Source organism: Pseudomonas sp. TMW 2.1634, from assembly GCF_001703595.1.
Classification (GTDB): domain Bacteria; phylum Pseudomonadota; class Gammaproteobacteria; order Pseudomonadales; family Pseudomonadaceae; genus Aquipseudomonas; species Aquipseudomonas fragi.
The window spans coordinates 453,477-470,884 of the sequence record NZ_CP016849.1 but is presented as its reverse complement, the minus strand read 5'-3'; the positions used below and the strand labels follow the sequence as shown (position 1 = coordinate 470,884).

The window sequence follows — 17,408 nt, the reverse complement described above, 5'->3', positions numbered from 1 at the left end:
GTCCCCGTCTGTCTCGAAAGGTTGAAGAGAATTTTGCGCCGCTGCCTGCATACATAACAGGCGCAGTTAATGCGAAAAAATACGGATCAGATGCCTGGCAACACAAAATGCTCAGGCACAACGCTGCGCTGGTATTCGCCCACCACGGCCTGGCTCAGGCTGACCACCGCTTCATTAAGCTCCAACCCCGCCCCTGTGCGCCAACTGGCGTACACCGCAAAGCCCGGCGCCGTCTCGATCGGCAAGGCAATCATGGCCCCGCTCTGCAATTCGCGGCTGACCAGCACCGGCGGCAAGGCGCCGATGCCAAATCCGTCGGCCACCAGTTTGATAATCGCCGCCACCGAGTTGATGCAGCTGATTCGCGGTGCGGCAATGCCTTGCTGGTGCAGAAAGTTGAGCATGTCCTGATGTGGCCGTGACAAGCGCGAAAAGGTCAGCAGGCGCTCCTCACAAAGGTCCGCCAGGTCGACGTAACTGCGGTCCAGGGCAGCCCCCTTGGCGACAATCCAGCTCAGCGGGTAGCTGGCCAATTGCACATTGCGCACGCCGTCGGCGCGCAGCAGGTCAGTCTGGAAAATCAGGTCCAGCTGCCCTTTAAGCAATTGCTCATTAAGGTTCAGCGCCGTATCGGCGGTCAGCTCGACCTCAACCTGGGGGTAGTCGCGGCTCAGGGCGCTGATCAGGTCCCCCAGCCAGCTATGAATCACGGTGTCCATCACCCCGATGCGCAGGCGCCCGGCAAAACTGTCCGCCTGCCCCAGCGATTGCAGCAGGCGTTGCTGGGTGGCCAGCATTTCTTCGGCATAGCCCAGTACCTGATGGCCTTCGCGGGTGAGGTTGACCCCGCGCGAGTCGCGCTGGAACAACTGCACCCCCAGTTCGGTTTCAAGCACCGAAATACGACTGGAGATGGCTGCCTGGGTACTGGAAAGCTTTTCGGCGGTCAGACGAAAGCTGCCCAGGCGCGCCACCCAGACAAACGTAAGAAGAAATCGCATATTCATGGAGCACGCCTCACCCAAGCAAAACCAGGGCATCACTGTAAACCCTTGCCGCAGTCACAGGCCAGTCGGCTTAAGTCGGTGATTGATAAAACTTTTTTGTTCAGTGGTGACAAATTTTATTGACTGGACGCCCACCCCAAAACCACCAACCCTATCGGTCAATGAGGCCCATAGGGTTTCAACAATAAAAAAACACGCTGAGTCCGGCAGCGTACCGATTTTTCGAAAGTGTGCCTGACCGCTTTCGACTTGCTCACGCCAGCCTGCCCTGGTGCTGCAGCAACCAGCTAAAGGGATTGCCCCCTCATGCAAACCGCCGTAAACCTCTGGCCCTTGATTGGCGTGTTCGTCATTATCATTGGCTTTGTGCTGCGCTTTAATCCGTTGCTGGTGGTCAGCGCGGCCGCCATCGTCACCGGCCTTGCCGCCAACTTCCCGCTGGAAAAAATCATCAGCGAAATGGGTGAAGGGTTCCTGCAAACCCGTGCCCTGCAGTTGATCCTGTTGTTGCCCCTGGCCGTGATCGGCCTGCTGGAACGTCATGGCCTGCGCCTGCATGCGCAAAACTGGATTGCCAGTTTCCAGCGCGCCACGGTCGGGCGCTTGCTGATCATGTACCTGTTTGTGCGTGAGACCACCGCCGCCGTTGGCTTGACCAGCCTGGGCGGGCACCCGCAAATGGTTCGTCCGCTGCTGGCGCCGATGGCCGAAGGCGCCGCCGAAAACAAGTACGGCAAGCTGCCTGCCCCCGTGCGCCAGAAAGTGCTGGCCATGTGTGCCGCCACCGACAACATCGGTTTGTTTTTTGGCGAAGACGTGTTTGTGGCCTTTGGCGCAATCGCGCTAATGCACACCTTCCTGCTCGGCTCGGGGCTGGATGTCGAGCCGCTGCATATTGCCTTCTGGGGGATTCCGACGGCGATTTGCGCCTTTATCGTGCATGCCCTGCGCCTGTATCGCTTTGACCTGATGCTGGAGCGCAGCATGGCCGAAGTAGCCCGCGAAGACGCTGACGCAGCTCAGGAGCTGGCACGATGATTATCTCTATCGAATATTTCTACTGGCTGGCCGGGGTTCTGCTGCTGATCACCGCGGGCATGATCCTGACCGATCGCACCCACCCCAAGCGCTGGACCAGCAGCCTGTTCTGGGCGCTGTTCGCCCTGGTGTTCCTTATTGGCGATCGGCTTTCGCCGTTTGTGGTGGGTATCGCCGTGCTGGTCATGGCCGGCATTGCAGGCATTGGCGGCGTTGGCCGTGGCACCCATGCCGAGTTGCATGTCAAGGCTGCGCGGGCCAGTGCCGGGCGTCTGGGGCACAAGCTGTTTATCCCGGCCCTGTCGATTCCTCTGGTGACAGTGATCGGTTCGATCCTGTTGAAGAACACCCAGATCGGTGGCGTGCCGCTGCTTGACCCGAAAAACACCACGTTCGTGTCCCTGGGCATCGGCTGCATGGTGGCCCTGGTGCTGGCCTGCATCCTGACCCGCGACACCCCGCTGCAAGGCTTGCGTGAATCACGCCGCCTGACCGAAGCATTGGGCTGGACCATGGTGCTGCCACAAATGCTCGCCATGCTGGGCCTGCTGTTCAACGACGCCGGGGTCGGCACCGCCGTTGCCCACGTCACCACCGCCTATATCAACATGGACTATCGTCTGGTCGCGGTGATGGTCTATGTGCTGGGCATGGCGCTGTTTACCGTGATCATGGGCAACGGCTTTGCCGCCTTCCCGGTAATGACCGGCGGTGTCGGTGTACCGGTGCTGGTGGGCATGTACGATGCCAACCCGGCGGTGATGGCGGCGATCGGCATGTTCTCCGGCTACTGCGGCACGCTGATGACGCCAATGGCGGCCAACTTCAATATCGTGCCCGTCGCCCTGCTGGAACTGCCGGACAAATACGCGGTGATCAAGGCGCAAATGCCCACCGCGCTGATGATGCTGGTGGTCAATATCGTGCTTCTTTATACGCTGATGTGAGGCCCTGATGCGCACTGTACTGCTGACCGGTTTTGAACCGTTCGACCAAGACACCGTCAACCCGTCCTGGGAGGCCGTGCGCCTTTTGGACGGCACCGTGCAGGGCGATGCACGCATCGTCGCCCGGCAGTTGCCCTGCGCGTTTGCTGCAGCGCCCAAGCGCCTGTATCAGTTGCTGGAGGAGTTCACCCCGCAGCTGGTGATTGCCGTCGGGCTTGGCCCCGGCCGCACAGACATCGGCATCGAGCGGGTTGCGATCAATATCAACGACGCCCGCATCCCTGACAACCTGGGCTATCAGCCGATCGATATAGCGGTGGTGGAGCAAGGGCCTGCGGCGTATTTCAGCACCCTGGCGCTCAAGGCAATGGTGCGGGCACTGAGGGCGGCGGGTATTCCGGCGTCGGTGTCGCACACGGCGGGTACGTTTGTCTGCAATCAGGTGTTCTATTGCCTGCAACATGCATTGGCCGGGTCGGGGGTGCGCAGCGGTTTTATCCATGTGCCAGCATTGCCGCAACAGGCGGTGGCCGCCGGTGGGCCGTCGATGGCCCTCTCGACCCAGGTCGAAGGGCTGCGCATTGCCGTGGTGACGGCCCTGCACAGCGAACACGATGTGCAGGAAAGCGGCGGGCAAGTCTGCTGACGCGCCTGAGAGATGACCGGTGGTTATCAACCAATCAGCATTCGTCATTGGGCAGTGCCCGCGACAAAAACTACAGTGGGCACAACAAGGGGCCTTGAAGGCTCGTTGCCGGATTAGCTGCGGCGCAGCTTCCCCTGTAGCAGCTGCCGAAGGAACGAGGCTGCGTCCGGCGGCGAAGCCGTCGTAAAGTCAGGTTGTGCGATAGTCCAGTTAAATCCTGCACCCCGCATTTACGAGTGCTTCGTCGCAGTGGCGCACCATCTCGGACGCAGCCTCGTTCCTTCGACAGCTGCTACGTCCACCCTAAGGAAATCCATATGCCCACCATCACCGGCCAGAATTTCATCGGCGGCCAGCGCAGCGGCGCTGGCAGTGTTCATCTGCACAGCGTGGACGCCAGCACCGGCGAAACACTGCCTTACACCTTTGTCCAGGCCACCGAGGCCGAAGTCAATGCGGCGGTCGGTGCCGCCAATAGCGCTTTCCCGGCCTTTCGCAGTTTGCCGGCCACGCGCCGCGCCGAGTTTCTGGAAGCCATCGCCGATGAAATCGACGCACTGGGTGACGACTTTGTCGCCATCGTCTGTCGCGAAACCGCCCTGCCTGCCCCCCGTATCCAGGGCGAGCGCGGCCGTACCAGCGGGCAAATGCGCCTGTTCGCCAACGTACTGCGCCGTGGCGACTTTTACGGCGCGCGCATCGATCAGGCGCTGCCGGACCGTCAGCCCCTGCCCCGCGCAGACTTGCGCCAGTGCCGCATCGGCGTAGGCCCGGTGGCCGTGTTTGGCGCCAGCAACTTCCCGCTGGCGTTCTCCACGGCGGGTGGCGACACCGCTTCGGCACTGGCCGCAGGTTGCCCGGTGGTATTCAAGGCCCACAGCGGGCATATGGCAACTGCTGAACAGGTGGCCCTGGCCATAGTGCGCGCTGCCGAGCGCACCGCAATGCCCGCCGGTGTATTCAACATGATCTACGGCGCGGGCGTGGGCGCAGCGCTGGTCAAGCATCCCGCCATTCAGGCCGTCGGCTTTACCGGTTCGTTGTCCGGTGGCCGCGCCCTGTGTGACATGGCCGCCGCCAGGCCCCAGCCAATCCCGGTATTCGCCGAGATGTCGAGCATCAATCCGGTGCTGGTATTGCCACAGGCGTTGCTGGCCCGTGGCGAGCAGATCGCAAGGGAGCTGGGTGGTTCGGTGATGCTCGGCGCCGGGCAATTCTGCACCAGCCCGGGTCTGGTGCTGGGTATCCGCTCTGACGCATTCACCCGTTTTGTTGCTGAGCTGGGTCAGTTCTTCAGCGCGCAACCCGCGCAAACCCTGCTCAATGCCGGCGGGCTGGTCAGCTACAGCAAAGGCATCGAACGTCTCGCAGGCGTCGAGGGCATTCGCCATCTGGCAGGTGCCCAGCAACAGGGCAACCAGGCCAGCCCGCAGCTGTTCCAGGCTGATGCCGGTTTACTGATTGCGGGTGCCGGGGTCTTGCAGGAAGAAGTGTTCGGCCCCACCACCCTGGTGGTTGAAGTCGCCGACCAGGCCCAGTTACTGCAAGCCCTGCACAGCCTGCACGGGCAACTGACGGCCACCCTGATTGCCGAGCCTGCCGACCTGCAGGCCTTCGCCGAGGTGGTGCCAGTGCTGGAACACAAGGCCGGGCGCCTGCTGCTCAATGGCTACCCTACCGGGGTCGAGGTGTGTGACGCGATGGTGCATGGCGGGCCATACCCGGCGACGTCCGACGCGCGTGGCACGTCGGTGGGAACCTTGGCCATCGATCGCTTTCTGCGCCCGGTGTGCTACCAGAACTACCCTGACAGCCTGCTGCCGGATGCGCTGAAAAACGCCAACCCGCTGGGGATCGAACGTCTGGTCAATGGCAGCCACAGCCGTAACCCGCTGGATCACTGATCGACGGCGTAAATCACGGTCTGGGCGCTGTGACCCGGCACCTGCTTGAGGGTGAAGTAGGTGTCGCCTTCATCGGTCAGGATCTCGTAGCCGGCCTTGCTGGCGACGCGACTGGTGACGCTGACATGCTTGATGATCTTCAACACCCGCTGGAACTTCACCGTCTGGGTGCCGTTCTGCGCGGGCCCGGTGAGCACATTGACGCTTTGAAACCAGCCCTGGTTTTTTTTGTTCGCGACCAGGGTACTGGTCAGCGCTTCAAAGCGTTCAAGGCGGGTAAACCCCCACAGCGTCTGTTCTTCGACAGTGTTGCCCAGCGCCCCGGCGCCGGTAAACACGAACAGGTTGATCGCCGGGTTGTCTTCACAAAAAAAGTCGTAAGGCACCAGACCGTCGACCATTTTCTTGCCGGCTACGAAGCCTTTTTTATGAACCAGAAACATGGCCACTTCCTTTCGATATAGAGCGGCAAAGTCTACGGGGGCGCGGCGTACAGGGCCGTCAAGGCAGTGTAATTTCGTGTAAAGATCTCTGGCGATCCCGTAGCAGCTGCCGAGGAACGCAGGCTGCGTCCGGCTGCGAAGCAGTCGCAAACCCGGGGATCACGGTACATCTGATAGGCTGTGCCGAATAATTTCACGACGTCTTCGCCGCCGGACGCAGCCTGCGTTCCTCGGCAGCTGCTACGGGAAGTAGTGTACAGCTACAGCGATAGTGGCAAGGTGATTGCCACGCTCAGGCCGCCACCCGGCAGGTTGCTCGCCTTGATGCTGCCGCCGTGCATTTCCACTGCCCTCGAGGCAATCGCCAGCCCCAAACCAAAACCGCTACCCGCTTCGCCGGTGCCGCGCTCGAACGGGTCGAAAATCCTCTGCAAGCGCGACTCCTCGACACCAGGCCCCTCATCGCTGATCCTCACCGTCAGGCAGTGACCCGCCGGGCTGGCTTCGGCCACGACCCACACTGCCGTGCCCGCCCGGGTGTAGCGCACAGCATTACGGATCACGTTTTCGAAGCAGCGATACAACAATTCGCCGCTCACCCGGCTGACAAAGGACGGGCACCCCTGCAGGCTGACCCGGCAACCCTTGATACCCGCTTCGAACTGCGCGTCTTCGACGATCAAGTGCAGCAACTCGATGATATCCACCTGCTCGCGCTCGACACTCTCGGGCCGCCCCTGCACCCGGGCCAGGGTCAGCAGGGCTTCGATCAGGGTGTCCATGCGCTGCGATTCACGCTCGATGCGTTCAACCATGTCGGCACGACCCGGGTTTTGATGCAACAAGCCAATGGCGGCCTGCATGCGCGTCAGGGGCGAACGCAACTCATGGGAGATGTCATGCAGCAAGTGTTGCTGGGCATCAACCAGCAGCTTGAGTTGGTTGGCCATGCGGTCGCAGTCTTCGGCCAGGTCGACAATTTCATCGCGCCGCGCGCCCATAAAGGGTTTTACCCGGGTCTCGAAGCGTCCCTGGGCTACATCGCTCATTGCCCGACGCAAATAAGCCAGCGGCCAGGCCAGATAAAAAGCCATAAAGCTGCTGAACAGCGCGCTCATCACGGTGCCGATCAGCAATGGCATCAGCCCCGGCCCACCCTCCCCGCCACCCCCATTGCCGGGTACCCGCGTCGACCTGAGCGACAGAGTAAGGCCTTCCTTGCTGATCACCGTGCGCTCGAACGCCGGTTGCTCGATCGCCTGCCCGGCCAGCAGTTGGCCGCGGCTGTCATAGACCGCGATGGCTTCGTCATCGGGGGGGTGATGCCACACCTGCAGCAACTGCTTGCCCGCCGCCACGCCGAACTGGCGCAGCAACTGCTCCTCGCTTTCAAGGATGGTGTCCAGATGCGGATTGCCAGGGCCCTGGCGGCTCAAGGTGATAATGCCGATACCGACAAAAAACGTCAGGCTGGTGGCCAGCCAGAAGGCAAGAAACAGTTTCCAGAACAGCCGGCTGGGTCTCATCATTCGGCAATCAACAGGTAGCCGAGCCCGCGCACGCTCTGGATCCAGGCCTTGGCATCCGGCCGTGGGCCGAGCTTCTGGCGGATGCTGCTGATATGTACATCGATACGCCGGTCATAGCGGGTCAACGGACAGCCCAGGGCATTGAGCGACAGGTCCTGCTTGCTGACGACTTGCCCGGCACTGCGGGCGAGTTCTTCGAGCAGGCTGAATTCGGTACTGGTCACCCCCAGCTCACGCCCCTGCCACATTGCCTGGCGCTTGCCGGGCCACAACACCAGCGGACCGGTCTTGATCACTTCGGTGGTGGCCTGCCCGCCCGGTTGCACCCGGCGCATGATTGCACGCAGGCGCGCCACCAGCTCACCCGGGGAGCTGGGTTTGGGCACATAGTCATCGGCACCGAGTTCCAGGCCGGTGATGCGGTCGATGTTGTCACCGCGGGCGGTGAGCAACACCACCGGCACCTGACTGCGGGCACGAATGCGCCGCAGTACTTCAATCCCGGAAAGCCGGGGCAGCATCACGTCCAGCACCACGATGCTGAACTGCCCCGACAGCGCCTGCACCTCGCCCTCCTCGCCGGTATGCACCGCCGTCGCCTCAAAGCCTTCGCGCTCCAGATACTCACTGAGCAAACCGGTCAGTTCCTGGTCATCGTCGACGAGCAATACACGGATCATGGCGAACTCTTGAAGGGGGGATCTACGCATTATCGTCATTGCGGCCCGCAGCGTCATTGCCTGCAGCCAACCTTTACCTAACTTGACACTCGGTTAACCGCACCATACGCCCCGAGCTTTTATGCTGGACCTCCACCAGCCTGCTTGTGCTGTTTGTCGATGTGTCCTGGATAACTGATCTAAATGAATTTTGCGCGCCTGCTCTGCTCGGTTGCACTGCTGCTCAATGCCTCACTGGCCCACGCCCAAGGCTTCAAGATAGCCGATATCCGCATCAACGGCCTGCAGCGGGTGTCCGCCGGCAGCGTGTTCGGCGCCCTGCCCTTGAACGTTGGCGAACAGGTCGATGACCAGCAACTGGTGGAGTCCACGCGCGCACTGTTCAAGACCGGTTTTTTCCAGGATATCCAGCTGGGGCGCGATGGCGACGTGCTGGTGATCACTGTGGTCGAGCGGCCGTCCATTGCCAGTATCGACATCGAGGGCAACAAGGCCATTTCTACCGATGACTTGATGAAAGGCCTCAAGCAGTCCGGGCTGGCCGAAGGCGAAGTGTTCCAGCGCGCGACACTCGAAGGGGTACGCAATGAGCTGCTGCGCCAGTATGTGGCGCAAGGGCGTTACTCGGCCGCGGTGGACGCCGAGGTGGTTGCCCAACCGCGCAACCGCGTCGGCCTGAAGATCAGGATCGACGAAGGCGAAGTGGCCGCGATCAAGCATATCAATGTGGTGGGCAATAGCGTTTTCGACCAGGCAGAGCTGGACGATCAGTTCACCCTCAAGACCAGCAACTGGCTGTCGTTTTTCAAGAACGATGACAAGTATGCCCGCGAGAAACTGTCCGGTGACCTGGAGCGCTTGCGCTCGTATTACATGGACCGCGGCTATATCAATATGGAGATCGTCTCGACCCAGGTGTCGATCAGCCCCGACAAGAAGCAGGTCTTTATCACGGTCAATATCAACGAAGGCACCAAGTACACCGTGCGCGACATCAAGCTGCGCGGCGACCTGAAAGTGCCCGAGGATCAGATCACGGCCTTGCTGCTGGTGCAAAAGGGCCAGGTGTTTTCCCGCAAACTCATGACCTCGACTTCGGACCTGATTACCCGCCGCCTGGGCAACGAGGGCTATACCTTTGCCAACGTCAATGCGGTGCCAACCCCGAGCAAGGACGACAACACGGTAGACATCGAATTTGTGGTCGACCCGGGCAAGCGCGCCTACGCCAACCGCATCAACTTTCGCGGCAACACCAAGACCGAAGACCAGGTGCTGCGCCGCGAAATGCGCCAGATGGAAGGCGGCTGGGCGTCCACCTACCTGATCGACCAGTCCAAGACGCGGCTTGAGCGCCTGGGCTACTTCAAGGAAGTCAACGTCGAGACACCGGCGGTGGCGGGTGTCGACGACCAGGTTGACGTCAACTACAGCGTTGAAGAACAGTCCTCCGGCTCGATCACTGCCAGTGTCGGCTTTGCCCAGAGCGCGGGGTTGATCCTGGGCGGCTCGATCACCCAGAACAACTTCCTCGGCACGGGCAACTCCGCCAGCCTGGGCCTGACCCGCTCCGAATACCAGAGCAAGTACAACATCGGCTTCACCGACCCGTACTTCACCAAGGACGGCGTGAGCCTGGGCTACAACGCCTTCTACAACAAGACCGACTACAACGATTACTACGACGACGGCGTGTCGTACTACTCGATCAACAGTTACGGTGCCGGCGCCACCCTGGGCTACCCGATCAATGAAACCTCACGGATCAGCTTTGGCCTGACCGCCCAGCATGACAGCATTGAACCCGGCACCTACAGCGCCGACGAGATCTACGACTTTATCGACCGTGAAGGCAAGGAATTCACCAACTTCAAGGCCAACCTGGGCTGGTCGGAGTCGACCCTGAACAAGGGCATCCTGGCGACCCGCGGCTACTCGCAAAACCTCAACCTGATGGTCACGGTGCCCGGCAGCGACTTGAGCTTCTACAAGATCGACTACACCGGCCAGACCTTCCTGCCGGTGAGCGCATCCACCTCGTTGCGCTTTCATACCAAGCTTGGGTACGGCAACGGCTATGGCTCCACCGATGGCCTGCCGTTCTATGAAAACTACACTGCAGGCGGCGAAGGCACGGTGCGCGGCTTTGAAAGCGGTACCCTGGGCCCGCGCAACACCCCGGCCACTGGCACCTACTCCAGCGCCGGCCAGGCGTATTACTCCGACCGCGACACCGAAGCCCTGGGTGGCAACATCATGATTACCGGCGGGGTTGAATACCTGTTCCCGATGCCCTTTATCAAGGACAACAAATCCCTGCGCACCTCATTGTTCTGGGATGTGGGTAGCGTGTACTCGGACAAGTGCTACCTGAGCACCACCACCGGCTGCGACGGCGTGGACCTCAGCCAGATGGCCAGCTCCGTGGGTGTGGGCGTGACCTGGTACAGCCCGATGGGCCCGCTGAGCGTCAACCTCGCGCTGCCGATCCGCAAACCTGATGACGCCGAAACACAGGTGTTCCAGTTCTCCATGGGGCAGACGTTTTAAAAGCACGGGATAACAATCCCTGGCCGCTGGTCAGCTGGGGCTGGCAAAACTTGAGAGATGTACCATTTTAGGTACACTCAAGTTCATGACTCGAATCCCTCCCATCCTCACGGTTGCATTTTTTCGCACCGAAGCCGATAACGAACCCGTTCGCGAATGGTTAACCGGCCTTGGGCGCGAGCAAAGACGACTGATTGGCATCGATATCAAGACCGTGCAACTTGGCTGGCCGATTGGCATGCCGGTTGTACGCAAACTGGAGCCAAAACTGTGGGAGGTTCGCTCTGATCTGGAGGGCATCATTGCTCGCGTCATCTTTACGGTCGTTGGCTCACAGATGATCCTGCTTCACGGATTTATCAAAAAAAGCCAGAAAACCCCGACGGTGGATCTGCAAACCGCCAGACAGCGCCATGCAAAACTACGAGGTACCGCGCATGAATAATCATATCGGCTCTGACTTTGATGACTTTCTCTCGGAACAAGGCCTTGCAGAAGAGGTTTCGGCCGCCGCACTCAAACGCGTTATTGCCTGGCAGATAGCCCAGGCCATGAAAGAACAGCACGTCAGCAAAAAAACACTGGCCGACCGCATGCATACCAGCCGCACGGCGGTGGATCGGGCGCTCGACCAGAATGACCCGGGCATGACACTGGCCACACTGGCCAGCGCTGCACGGGCATTAGGACAGCGTGTAGAAGTCCGCCTGGTGCCAGAGCACAAAGCAGAACACGGGTAATTCCTTACGCCCCTTCAAACTTGAAGGCCGCAGTGGCCTTGAAGCGGCTGGAGACCTCTCCGGAAAAAATGGTGCTTTGGTCCGGCCCCAGGTCCAGTTTTTTCACGGCGCCCGTGGCCCTGGAAAAGTCGATCTTGTTCAGGTCCACCCAAAAGGTGTTTGGCGTGATCGCCGACTCGAAAAAGTACAGCCCCTGCTTGTGGTCGATCACCGAGCGCCAGCGTGTCGAGGAAATGTTCGGCTCACCGGGAGTGGTAATGCCATACGGCACCGAGACGTTGCGGATCACACTGAATACGCTGGCCAGCGACAGGCGTGCGTCCTGGTTTTTTGGCACTGCGTTGACGTAAAACGAAGCACGGGCAAACCGGTCCGCCGAGCGATTGGTGCCGGGCAGCATCACCGTCCCGCCGATGGCTTGCCAATAGGCGTTCATGGCCAGTTGCGCATCGAATGCCGGGGAGTTGGTCATCACCTGATAGCTGCGGTCGTGGTGGATCACCTGCTTGCCACCGATAAACTCAATGATGGCGCTGTCCCCCGAGGCATCGGACATCGACAGGTGCAAGGTTGCCAGCCGGCTCTCACCCGGCACATTGGCGGTGACCACGGTAAAGGGCTCGGTCTTGAGCACGGCCACCGCTTCGGCAACGCTGCTGAAATTGTCCAGCACATACTGGGCCCAGGCGGCAATGCTCAGCCCCGGCTTGCCCTGATGAACCGGCGGGTATTCGGACTCGACCAGCCACAGCAAGTTGGCCGACAACCCGGCTTCGTTGACTCCGTCGGTGGTGGAAATATCATAGCCGCTGGCAATCACGCTGCCGTACTTCGACGTCCACTTGAGCGACCCAGGCCCCGCTTCGCCGGTGCGCTGCATGCCCTGGGGAAAGATCCACAGGTTGGTGGCCACGTCAGTTTTCCAGTCCATCGACCGCGCGGTGATCACCCGGCCGTTGTCCCCCAGATACACCAGGCGGGTGCAGGCATTGGCAACGGGCAATGCGAGCATAAAGCCGGCCAGTGCCAGTGTCAGGGTACGGGTGTGTTTAAACAGTTGCATTCCCTTGTCTCCTCGGTGCTTGTCAGAAGCGCATGGACAGGCCCAGTACCGGGCCGCGCTGGGTCACGTCGTACTTGAACGTGTTGCCGGTAAAGTCGGTGGTTCGATAGTTTTGCGCCAGTACCCGATAGCCGACGCGGATGATCGTAGGGTGATCGGCCAGGTACATGCGATAGCCCAGATAACCTTGAGCGTTCCAGGTTTTCTTCGAGGACGTATCCAGACCGCCGGTGTCGGTTTCACCAGAGAGGGTCCAGCGGTCAGTCAGGTCAGCCTGCATGCGCAGCCCCACAAACGGATCGGTCCACTCAGTTTTTTTCTTGGTGCTGAACCCCAGGGAGTCGATATCCAGTTTGGTTGACAGCTTGGTCCAGCGCACACCGACCGTAGGTTCTACACGCCAGGTACGCGGCTCGCCAAAAACCGTCTCGCCACCCAACGCATATTCATAAACCCGGTAATACGCGCCTGCAGCCACTGTGCTCTGGGTGATCGCCAGGCCCACCTTGCGTCCGTAGACCCGTTCGGACTGATCGGTTTTGGCGTGGACGCCGTCGACATAAAAACCCAGGGTGCGGTTGGTCAACTCCAGATTGCCCATAAATACCGTGCTCAGGTTTTCCCAAACATCGGCAAACGGCACATCGACCTTGGTATTGGCCCCGCCCAGCGCCGCCTGCCCGCTCATGGACGGTGCCCAGACAAAGGGGCTGGCCAGCAGTAGCCACTGGCTGTCGGCAGCTTGCTCTGCGTGCGCCATTTGCACAAACAGCAACAGCGGCAAGGCCGTTACGGGGGGGTTAAAAACAGTTTGCTCATCGTCCTGACTGACCGCTTCCTGGAGTTGACCAACAGGTATAGCAGGAAATGGCGAAGTAACGTCTTTGAGCTGTAGCCGCTGAGGAGCACAGCGCGGTTGCGGTTACCGGTACACAATGATCAAGCACCCTTTGCCCTGAAGTACGCTCCCGACACCGCAGGTGCTCTTGCCTGGATAAGCTCCTGAACCAGAGAGGCCCATACCAGCCCCTGCGTGGTACCTGCGGCATAGGTGCCCCCGGCCGCAATGCAATTGTATGCCGACCAATGCACGATCGCGATTCCATCCGGGGTACCTGGGCGGGCACATTCGATAACCTGCAATTCGCCAGTTTCAATTGCCCGGCCATAGGACTGTGGAAAGTGCCGGGAAACCGCAGCAAGACAGGCCTCGAATGTTTGCTGCTTGTACTGCGGCGTAGCGTTGGGCGCAACCTGCCCGCCGGAAATCACAATGCAGGCGCCGTCCAGGCGGCAATTCATCACCCCGACTGGCAGATCGTACTGCAGCTTGAGCCCGCGCAGCCTGGCACCTTCGTTGGCAACAGCAGGCAGTTTAAAAAACCAGCCAATGATCGCAACGACATCTGCTTGTTCGACACCCAGGGCCGTCACAACAAAGTGCTCTCTACTCAGGTCTGCAATTTGGGCGCGGGTCAGACGCTGAGGCAGGAACTGAACCCCGGAGCGCTGCAAAAGCGCCACTATCGCGTCCATAAGCGGCACAAACTCCAGATCGTAGCCCGATACCTCTATAGCCCGAGCGATCCCGGGGATTGCATAACGGGCCAAAAATTGCCGCTGATTGATCTGCGTGAGTTCGCCTCCCGGCTTGCCGCTGGGCCAGGGCCGGTTTTCGATATCACGTTGCTCACCGATCGCAGCCTCAACATCACTGGCATCTTGCCTGTAGGCTCGAACAATACCCGCCTGGGCGAATGGCGCCAGCGAGGGGTTGTCGGCCACAAGCTTGGCAAACAGCTCGATGCCTGCACGATTGCATTCAACGGCCAGGTACTGGTTCCCAGGCAGCAGATAGTCGTTATGCAGCGGCTTTGCCGTAGTTTCCGTCGCTGACAGATGGCGCATGTTCACCTGCTTGTGACTGGCACCATCGCTCTGCTGAGCGGTGCCGTAGACCGTGACCTGATAATTCGCCAGGCGGCACATCACGGCCTGGAGCAGGCCATTGATACCTCTGCCGATGATCGAAATGCACGGTGCACCGGTATGCACCTGCCGGGCGGGGATCCTCAATGATTGCGCAAGCTTGCGCCTGACCAGGCTGCGCAAGCCCATAAGGCTCAGTTGAACGCAGACGGCATAGTCAAGATCGCAATTGCACGCTTCGTTGGTGGCTGCCTGCGTGGTCAGGGTCGCGGGCTTGCGCCAGCTGGAGGCACTGCAGCCGAGCGCCTGGGTGCGCAGCCGGAACGCAGTTAATGTTGCAGGGCCATAATCCAGTACCAGCTGGATGCCTTCAGCCTCGGCCAGGGCTTGCAAGGCGTCATCGCTGAACACATCCGGCTTGGCCACACAGACTACTCGGGCCTGGCAGTGCAGACAGTCAATCAGGGACTTGTCAATGCGATGCGCGGTTTGATCATTCAGGGCCACGCAAACAGCCACCGCCTGGGCGCCGTCCATTGCCTGGCGCCAATCCACGACAAATGACACCCTGCCATCGGCAAAGCCTTTGCCAAAAGGCTGCGTAACCCGCGGATGCCGGGCCAGCACCTTGATCCGTACCTCGGGATCGCGGTCCAGCAACAGCCGGACCAGCTCTTTACCCACATTGCCGTACCCCAGCACAGAGATATCACGGGGCATGGAACCATCGCAGCATGTCAGCCAATGCGCGATATAGGCCGCGACATGGGGCGCGTTGACCCCCGGTGTGTTGACTACTCGAATGTGGTTGGGGCCGCACAGATCCAGCCTGACCTTATCCAGGCTCGTGCCTCGGCGAACCAGAAAGAGGTCTCCAAACGGGTGGGATATGCGCCATTGGTCAATCACCTCTGCATCGATGATCTGGTCTGCCACAACCAGCGTTGACGGACGCAGCAGCCCGATCTGTACAAGCAGGGTTTGCTTGCTCAAGGTGGGGGGCAGGAACACGACATTATCCGGAGCCTGGGCCTTCCAGCCTTTCGACACGGGCGCGATATGCAGGATATTTTCGCTTGTGGCAATAAGTGATGCAGCAACTGGCGGAACACAAGAAAGCGTCATGGCTTTGTCTCCAACAATTCTGAACCTGATGCCCCGCAAACCAGGAACGCTAACAAGTTGGGGCGTTACTGAAACAAACTTGTTTATTTCTGGCAATAAAACGCCCGCCCTGGGCAACTTGCACCCAAGTTCCATTAATTACTCATGGAGTGGCAACAGCACCAGAATATTGCAACGCGCTCAAACGCAGTTTGAGCCAGTGCAGAGTGTATTGTTTAACTTATAAACTCCGCCTATATGTAACAACCTAAATCAGGCTAGCAGGGACTAACATTCTCATCTGTAAGACGTTTCCGAAATTTCTAAAAATATTAAGTTAGCGTTAGCCTGCACTGGCCAGCGAGTGTGTACATGGGCATCAACTGCAGAAGACGCAGGTGATACGCGACCGCCAAAAGGCGCCACTCATGGCGCCAGGCAAGTCGTCAGGGGCTGGGCACACGGTGCGCCCTTACATAAACCAGCGATATTCCCGGGCACTGATGTCCTGCATAAAGGCCAGATGGTCCTGGCGCTTGTTCTCGCAGTACACATCGACAAACTCGGCGCCCAGGCCGTCACGCAGCTGTGGCTGGTGCTGCATGGCCCGAACGGCTTCGAGCATGTCCAGGGGGAAGGCGATACCGCTGTTACGGTCTTCGTTCAACGGCAGGATCGGCTCCTTGCCCGCTTCCAGCCCGTGCTCGAGCCCCACCAGAATCGCCGCCAGCAGCAGATACGGGTTGGCATCGGCCCCGGCAAGGCGATATTCGACGCGCAGGTTTTTGCTGTCCGACTCCGGAATGCGCAGGCACGCATCGCGGTCTTCATAACCCCAACTGGCCTGGGTGGCAATATTGGTGGTGCCGCCCAGGCGGCGAAACCCGTTGTGGTTGGGCGCAAAGATCGGCATGCACGCCGGCAACAATGCCAGGCAACCGGCGATGGCATGGCGCAGGGGTTGTTGCTGGTTGACCGCCAGCAGGTTGTTGCCTGCCCCGTCGTACAAGCTGACATGCACATGCATGCCGCTGCCCGGGTGCTGCAAGTAGGGCTTGGCCATGAAACTGGCGCGATAGCCATGCTTGAGTGCGACCCCGCGGGTGCTGCGGCAGAACAGGGCCGCCCAGTCCGCGGCGCGCAAACCGTCATCGAGATGGCCAAAATTGATTTCGAACTGCCCCGGGCCCAGTTCGGCGGTAATCACGGTGGCATCGATGCCCTGGGCCTGCGCTGCATCGACCATTTCATCGAGCACCGGGGCAAAGCGCGACAGGCGCTCGATATGCATATTGGGCTGGTCGTCGGCATCGTCGCTCAGGTGATCCCGGGGGAACTGCGGCAAGCCATCACGCAGTTGCTTGTCGAACAGATAAAACTCCAGCTCGAACGCCACCACAGGGTGAATGCCTTTGCGCGCCAGCCGCGCCAGCACTTGGGCGAGCACTTCGCGGGGTTCGAAGACGATCGGCTGCTCTGTGCCGTCAGAGGTGATCAGCATCTGGCCCAGGGGCTTGCCTTCCCAGGTTACCGGTTTGAGCGTACCCGGCACCAGGCGGCGCACGGCATCCGGGTCGCCGTCGTTGAAGCAGTAATCGCCAATCTTGAACAGCCCGCCCTGCACCCCCAGCAGCACGCAGTTTTGCGGCAGTTTTAGAACACTGCCAGCCGCGACTTTTTCGAGCATGTCGATGGGGTAGCGCTTGCCATAGAAATGCCCGGGGATGTCCAGGGAGATCAGGTCGACGTAACGCACCTCGGGGTTGCGCTGGCGAAACGCGCGTACTTCGGCCAGCAGATCAGAGCAGGCAGCATCCATCTTCAAGGT

General features: G+C 60.3%; 15 protein-coding genes. 7 read left to right on the top strand and 8 right to left on the bottom strand.

Annotation, left to right across the window (positions count from 1 at the left end; translation table 11 throughout):
• Positions 1 to 86 precede the first annotated feature (86 nt).
• On the bottom strand, positions 87 to 1,007 hold the full coding sequence (locus BFC21_RS02290; protein ID WP_086796285.1) for a LysR family transcriptional regulator: 921 nt from the start codon (positions 1,005 to 1,007) through the stop codon (positions 87 to 89).
• Positions 1,008 to 1,313: 306 nt separating this feature from the next.
• Between BFC21_RS02290 and BFC21_RS02285 the strand changes: the two genes are divergently transcribed.
• From BFC21_RS02285 to BFC21_RS02270, 4 genes are all read left to right on the top strand, one after another.
• Positions 1,314 to 2,045: a DUF969 domain-containing protein gene (locus BFC21_RS02285; RefSeq protein ID WP_016780410.1), complete on the top strand. Its 732-nt coding sequence runs from the start codon at positions 1,314 to 1,316 to the stop codon at positions 2,043 to 2,045.
• Positions 2,042 to 2,992 carry a DUF979 domain-containing protein gene (locus tag BFC21_RS02280; protein WP_088377050.1) on the top strand — a complete coding sequence of 317 codons (951 nt, stop codon included), beginning with the start codon at positions 2,042 to 2,044 and terminating at the stop codon, positions 2,990 to 2,992. The genes BFC21_RS02285 and BFC21_RS02280 overlap by 4 nt, the downstream gene beginning before the upstream one ends.
• A 7-nt stretch (positions 2,993 to 2,999) precedes the next feature.
• Positions 3,000 to 3,638 (top strand): pyroglutamyl-peptidase I, encoded by a 639-nt coding sequence (gene pcp, locus BFC21_RS02275; RefSeq protein ID WP_120265633.1) that lies wholly within the window; start codon positions 3,000 to 3,002, stop codon positions 3,636 to 3,638.
• A gap of 317 nt (positions 3,639 to 3,955) precedes the next feature.
• A complete protein-coding gene (locus BFC21_RS02270) occupies positions 3,956 to 5,542 on the top strand; it encodes an aldehyde dehydrogenase (NADP(+)) (protein ID WP_120265632.1) in 1,587 nt (528 codons plus the stop codon).
• Here the strand turns inward: BFC21_RS02270 and BFC21_RS02265 are convergent.
• From BFC21_RS02265 to BFC21_RS02255, 3 genes are all read right to left on the bottom strand, one after another.
• Positions 5,536 to 5,985 carry a hypothetical protein gene (locus BFC21_RS02265; RefSeq protein WP_120265631.1) on the bottom strand — a complete coding sequence of 150 codons (450 nt, stop codon included), beginning with the start codon at positions 5,983 to 5,985 and terminating at the stop codon, positions 5,536 to 5,538. The two genes, BFC21_RS02270 and BFC21_RS02265, sit on opposite strands and share 7 nt — an antisense overlap.
• Positions 5,986 to 6,245: 260 nt before the next feature.
• Positions 6,246 to 7,514, bottom strand: coding sequence for an ATP-binding protein (locus tag BFC21_RS02260; protein ID WP_120265630.1), 1,269 nt, complete (start codon positions 7,512 to 7,514; stop codon positions 6,246 to 6,248).
• Positions 7,511 to 8,194, bottom strand: a complete 684-nt coding sequence (locus tag BFC21_RS02255) for a response regulator transcription factor (RefSeq protein WP_016780403.1) — start codon at positions 8,192 to 8,194, stop codon at positions 7,511 to 7,513. The genes BFC21_RS02260 and BFC21_RS02255 overlap by 4 nt, the downstream gene beginning before the upstream one ends.
• 183 nt (positions 8,195 to 8,377) lie before the next feature.
• Between BFC21_RS02255 and bamA the strand changes: the two genes are divergently transcribed.
• The 3 genes from bamA to BFC21_RS02240 all read left to right on the top strand — a co-directional run bounded on the left by bamA (position 8,378) and on the right by BFC21_RS02240 (position 11,484).
• Positions 8,378 to 10,744, top strand: coding sequence for an outer membrane protein assembly factor BamA (bamA, locus tag BFC21_RS02250; RefSeq protein WP_088377046.1), 2,367 nt, complete (start codon positions 8,378 to 8,380; stop codon positions 10,742 to 10,744).
• Between the two features lie 85 nt (positions 10,745 to 10,829).
• The gene (locus BFC21_RS02245) at positions 10,830 to 11,189 is read left to right on the top strand and encodes a type II toxin-antitoxin system RelE/ParE family toxin (RefSeq protein WP_016780400.1); all 360 of its coding nucleotides are present in this window, start codon (positions 10,830 to 10,832) and stop codon (positions 11,187 to 11,189) included.
• The gene (locus BFC21_RS02240; RefSeq protein WP_088377045.1) at positions 11,182 to 11,484 is read left to right on the top strand and encodes an XRE family transcriptional regulator; all 303 of its coding nucleotides are present in this window, start codon (positions 11,182 to 11,184) and stop codon (positions 11,482 to 11,484) included. The genes BFC21_RS02245 and BFC21_RS02240 overlap by 8 nt, the downstream gene beginning before the upstream one ends.
• Before the next feature lie 4 nt (positions 11,485 to 11,488).
• Here the strand turns inward: BFC21_RS02240 and BFC21_RS02235 are convergent, their stop codons facing one another.
• The 4 genes from BFC21_RS02235 to BFC21_RS02220 all read right to left on the bottom strand — a co-directional run bounded on the left by BFC21_RS02235 (position 11,489) and on the right by BFC21_RS02220 (position 17,399).
• Positions 11,489 to 12,547, bottom strand: a complete 1,059-nt coding sequence (locus BFC21_RS02235; RefSeq protein ID WP_088377044.1) for a linear amide C-N hydrolase — start codon at positions 12,545 to 12,547, stop codon at positions 11,489 to 11,491.
• Between the two features lie 22 nt (positions 12,548 to 12,569).
• Positions 12,570 to 13,331, bottom strand: a complete 762-nt coding sequence (locus BFC21_RS02230; protein WP_120265629.1) for a hypothetical protein — start codon at positions 13,329 to 13,331, stop codon at positions 12,570 to 12,572.
• Between the two features lie 155 nt (positions 13,332 to 13,486).
• On the bottom strand, positions 13,487 to 15,697 hold the full coding sequence (locus tag BFC21_RS02225) for an FAD-dependent oxidoreductase (RefSeq protein ID WP_371914928.1): 2,211 nt from the start codon (positions 15,695 to 15,697) through the stop codon (positions 13,487 to 13,489).
• Between the two features lie 355 nt (positions 15,698 to 16,052).
• Positions 16,053 to 17,399, bottom strand: coding sequence for a glutamine synthetase family protein (locus BFC21_RS02220; protein ID WP_088377043.1), 1,347 nt, complete (start codon positions 17,397 to 17,399; stop codon positions 16,053 to 16,055).
• Positions 17,400 to 17,408: the final 9 nt, after the last annotated feature.

Bases quoted from the DNA above. Each gene is read 5' to 3' on its own strand.
- BFC21_RS02245 (WP_016780400.1), top strand. From the start codon at position 10,830: ATGACTCGAATCCCTCCCATCCTCACGGTTGCATTTTTTCGCACCGAA.
- BFC21_RS02290 (WP_086796285.1), bottom strand. From the start codon at position 1,007: ATGAATATGCGATTTCTTCTTACGTTTGTCTGGGTGGCGCGCCTGGGC.
- BFC21_RS02270 (WP_120265632.1), top strand. From the start codon at position 3,956: ATGCCCACCATCACCGGCCAGAATTTCATCGGCGGCCAGCGCAGCGGC.
- BFC21_RS02280 (WP_088377050.1), top strand. From the start codon at position 2,042: ATGATTATCTCTATCGAATATTTCTACTGGCTGGCCGGGGTTCTGCTG.
- BFC21_RS02235 (WP_088377044.1), bottom strand. From the start codon at position 12,547: ATGCAACTGTTTAAACACACCCGTACCCTGACACTGGCACTGGCCGGC.
- BFC21_RS02240 (WP_088377045.1), top strand. From the start codon at position 11,182: ATGAATAATCATATCGGCTCTGACTTTGATGACTTTCTCTCGGAACAA.
- BFC21_RS02220 (WP_088377043.1), bottom strand. From the start codon at position 17,399: ATGGATGCTGCCTGCTCTGATCTGCTGGCCGAAGTACGCGCGTTTCGC.
- BFC21_RS02285 (WP_016780410.1), top strand. From the start codon at position 1,314: ATGCAAACCGCCGTAAACCTCTGGCCCTTGATTGGCGTGTTCGTCATT.
- BFC21_RS02265 (WP_120265631.1), bottom strand. From the start codon at position 5,985: ATGTTTCTGGTTCATAAAAAAGGCTTCGTAGCCGGCAAGAAAATGGTC.
- BFC21_RS02260 (WP_120265630.1), bottom strand. From the start codon at position 7,514: ATGATGAGACCCAGCCGGCTGTTCTGGAAACTGTTTCTTGCCTTCTGG.
- bamA (WP_088377046.1), top strand. From the start codon at position 8,378: ATGAATTTTGCGCGCCTGCTCTGCTCGGTTGCACTGCTGCTCAATGCC.
- pcp (WP_120265633.1), top strand. From the start codon at position 3,000: ATGCGCACTGTACTGCTGACCGGTTTTGAACCGTTCGACCAAGACACC.
- BFC21_RS02255 (WP_016780403.1), bottom strand. From the start codon at position 8,194: ATGATCCGTGTATTGCTCGTCGACGATGACCAGGAACTGACCGGTTTG.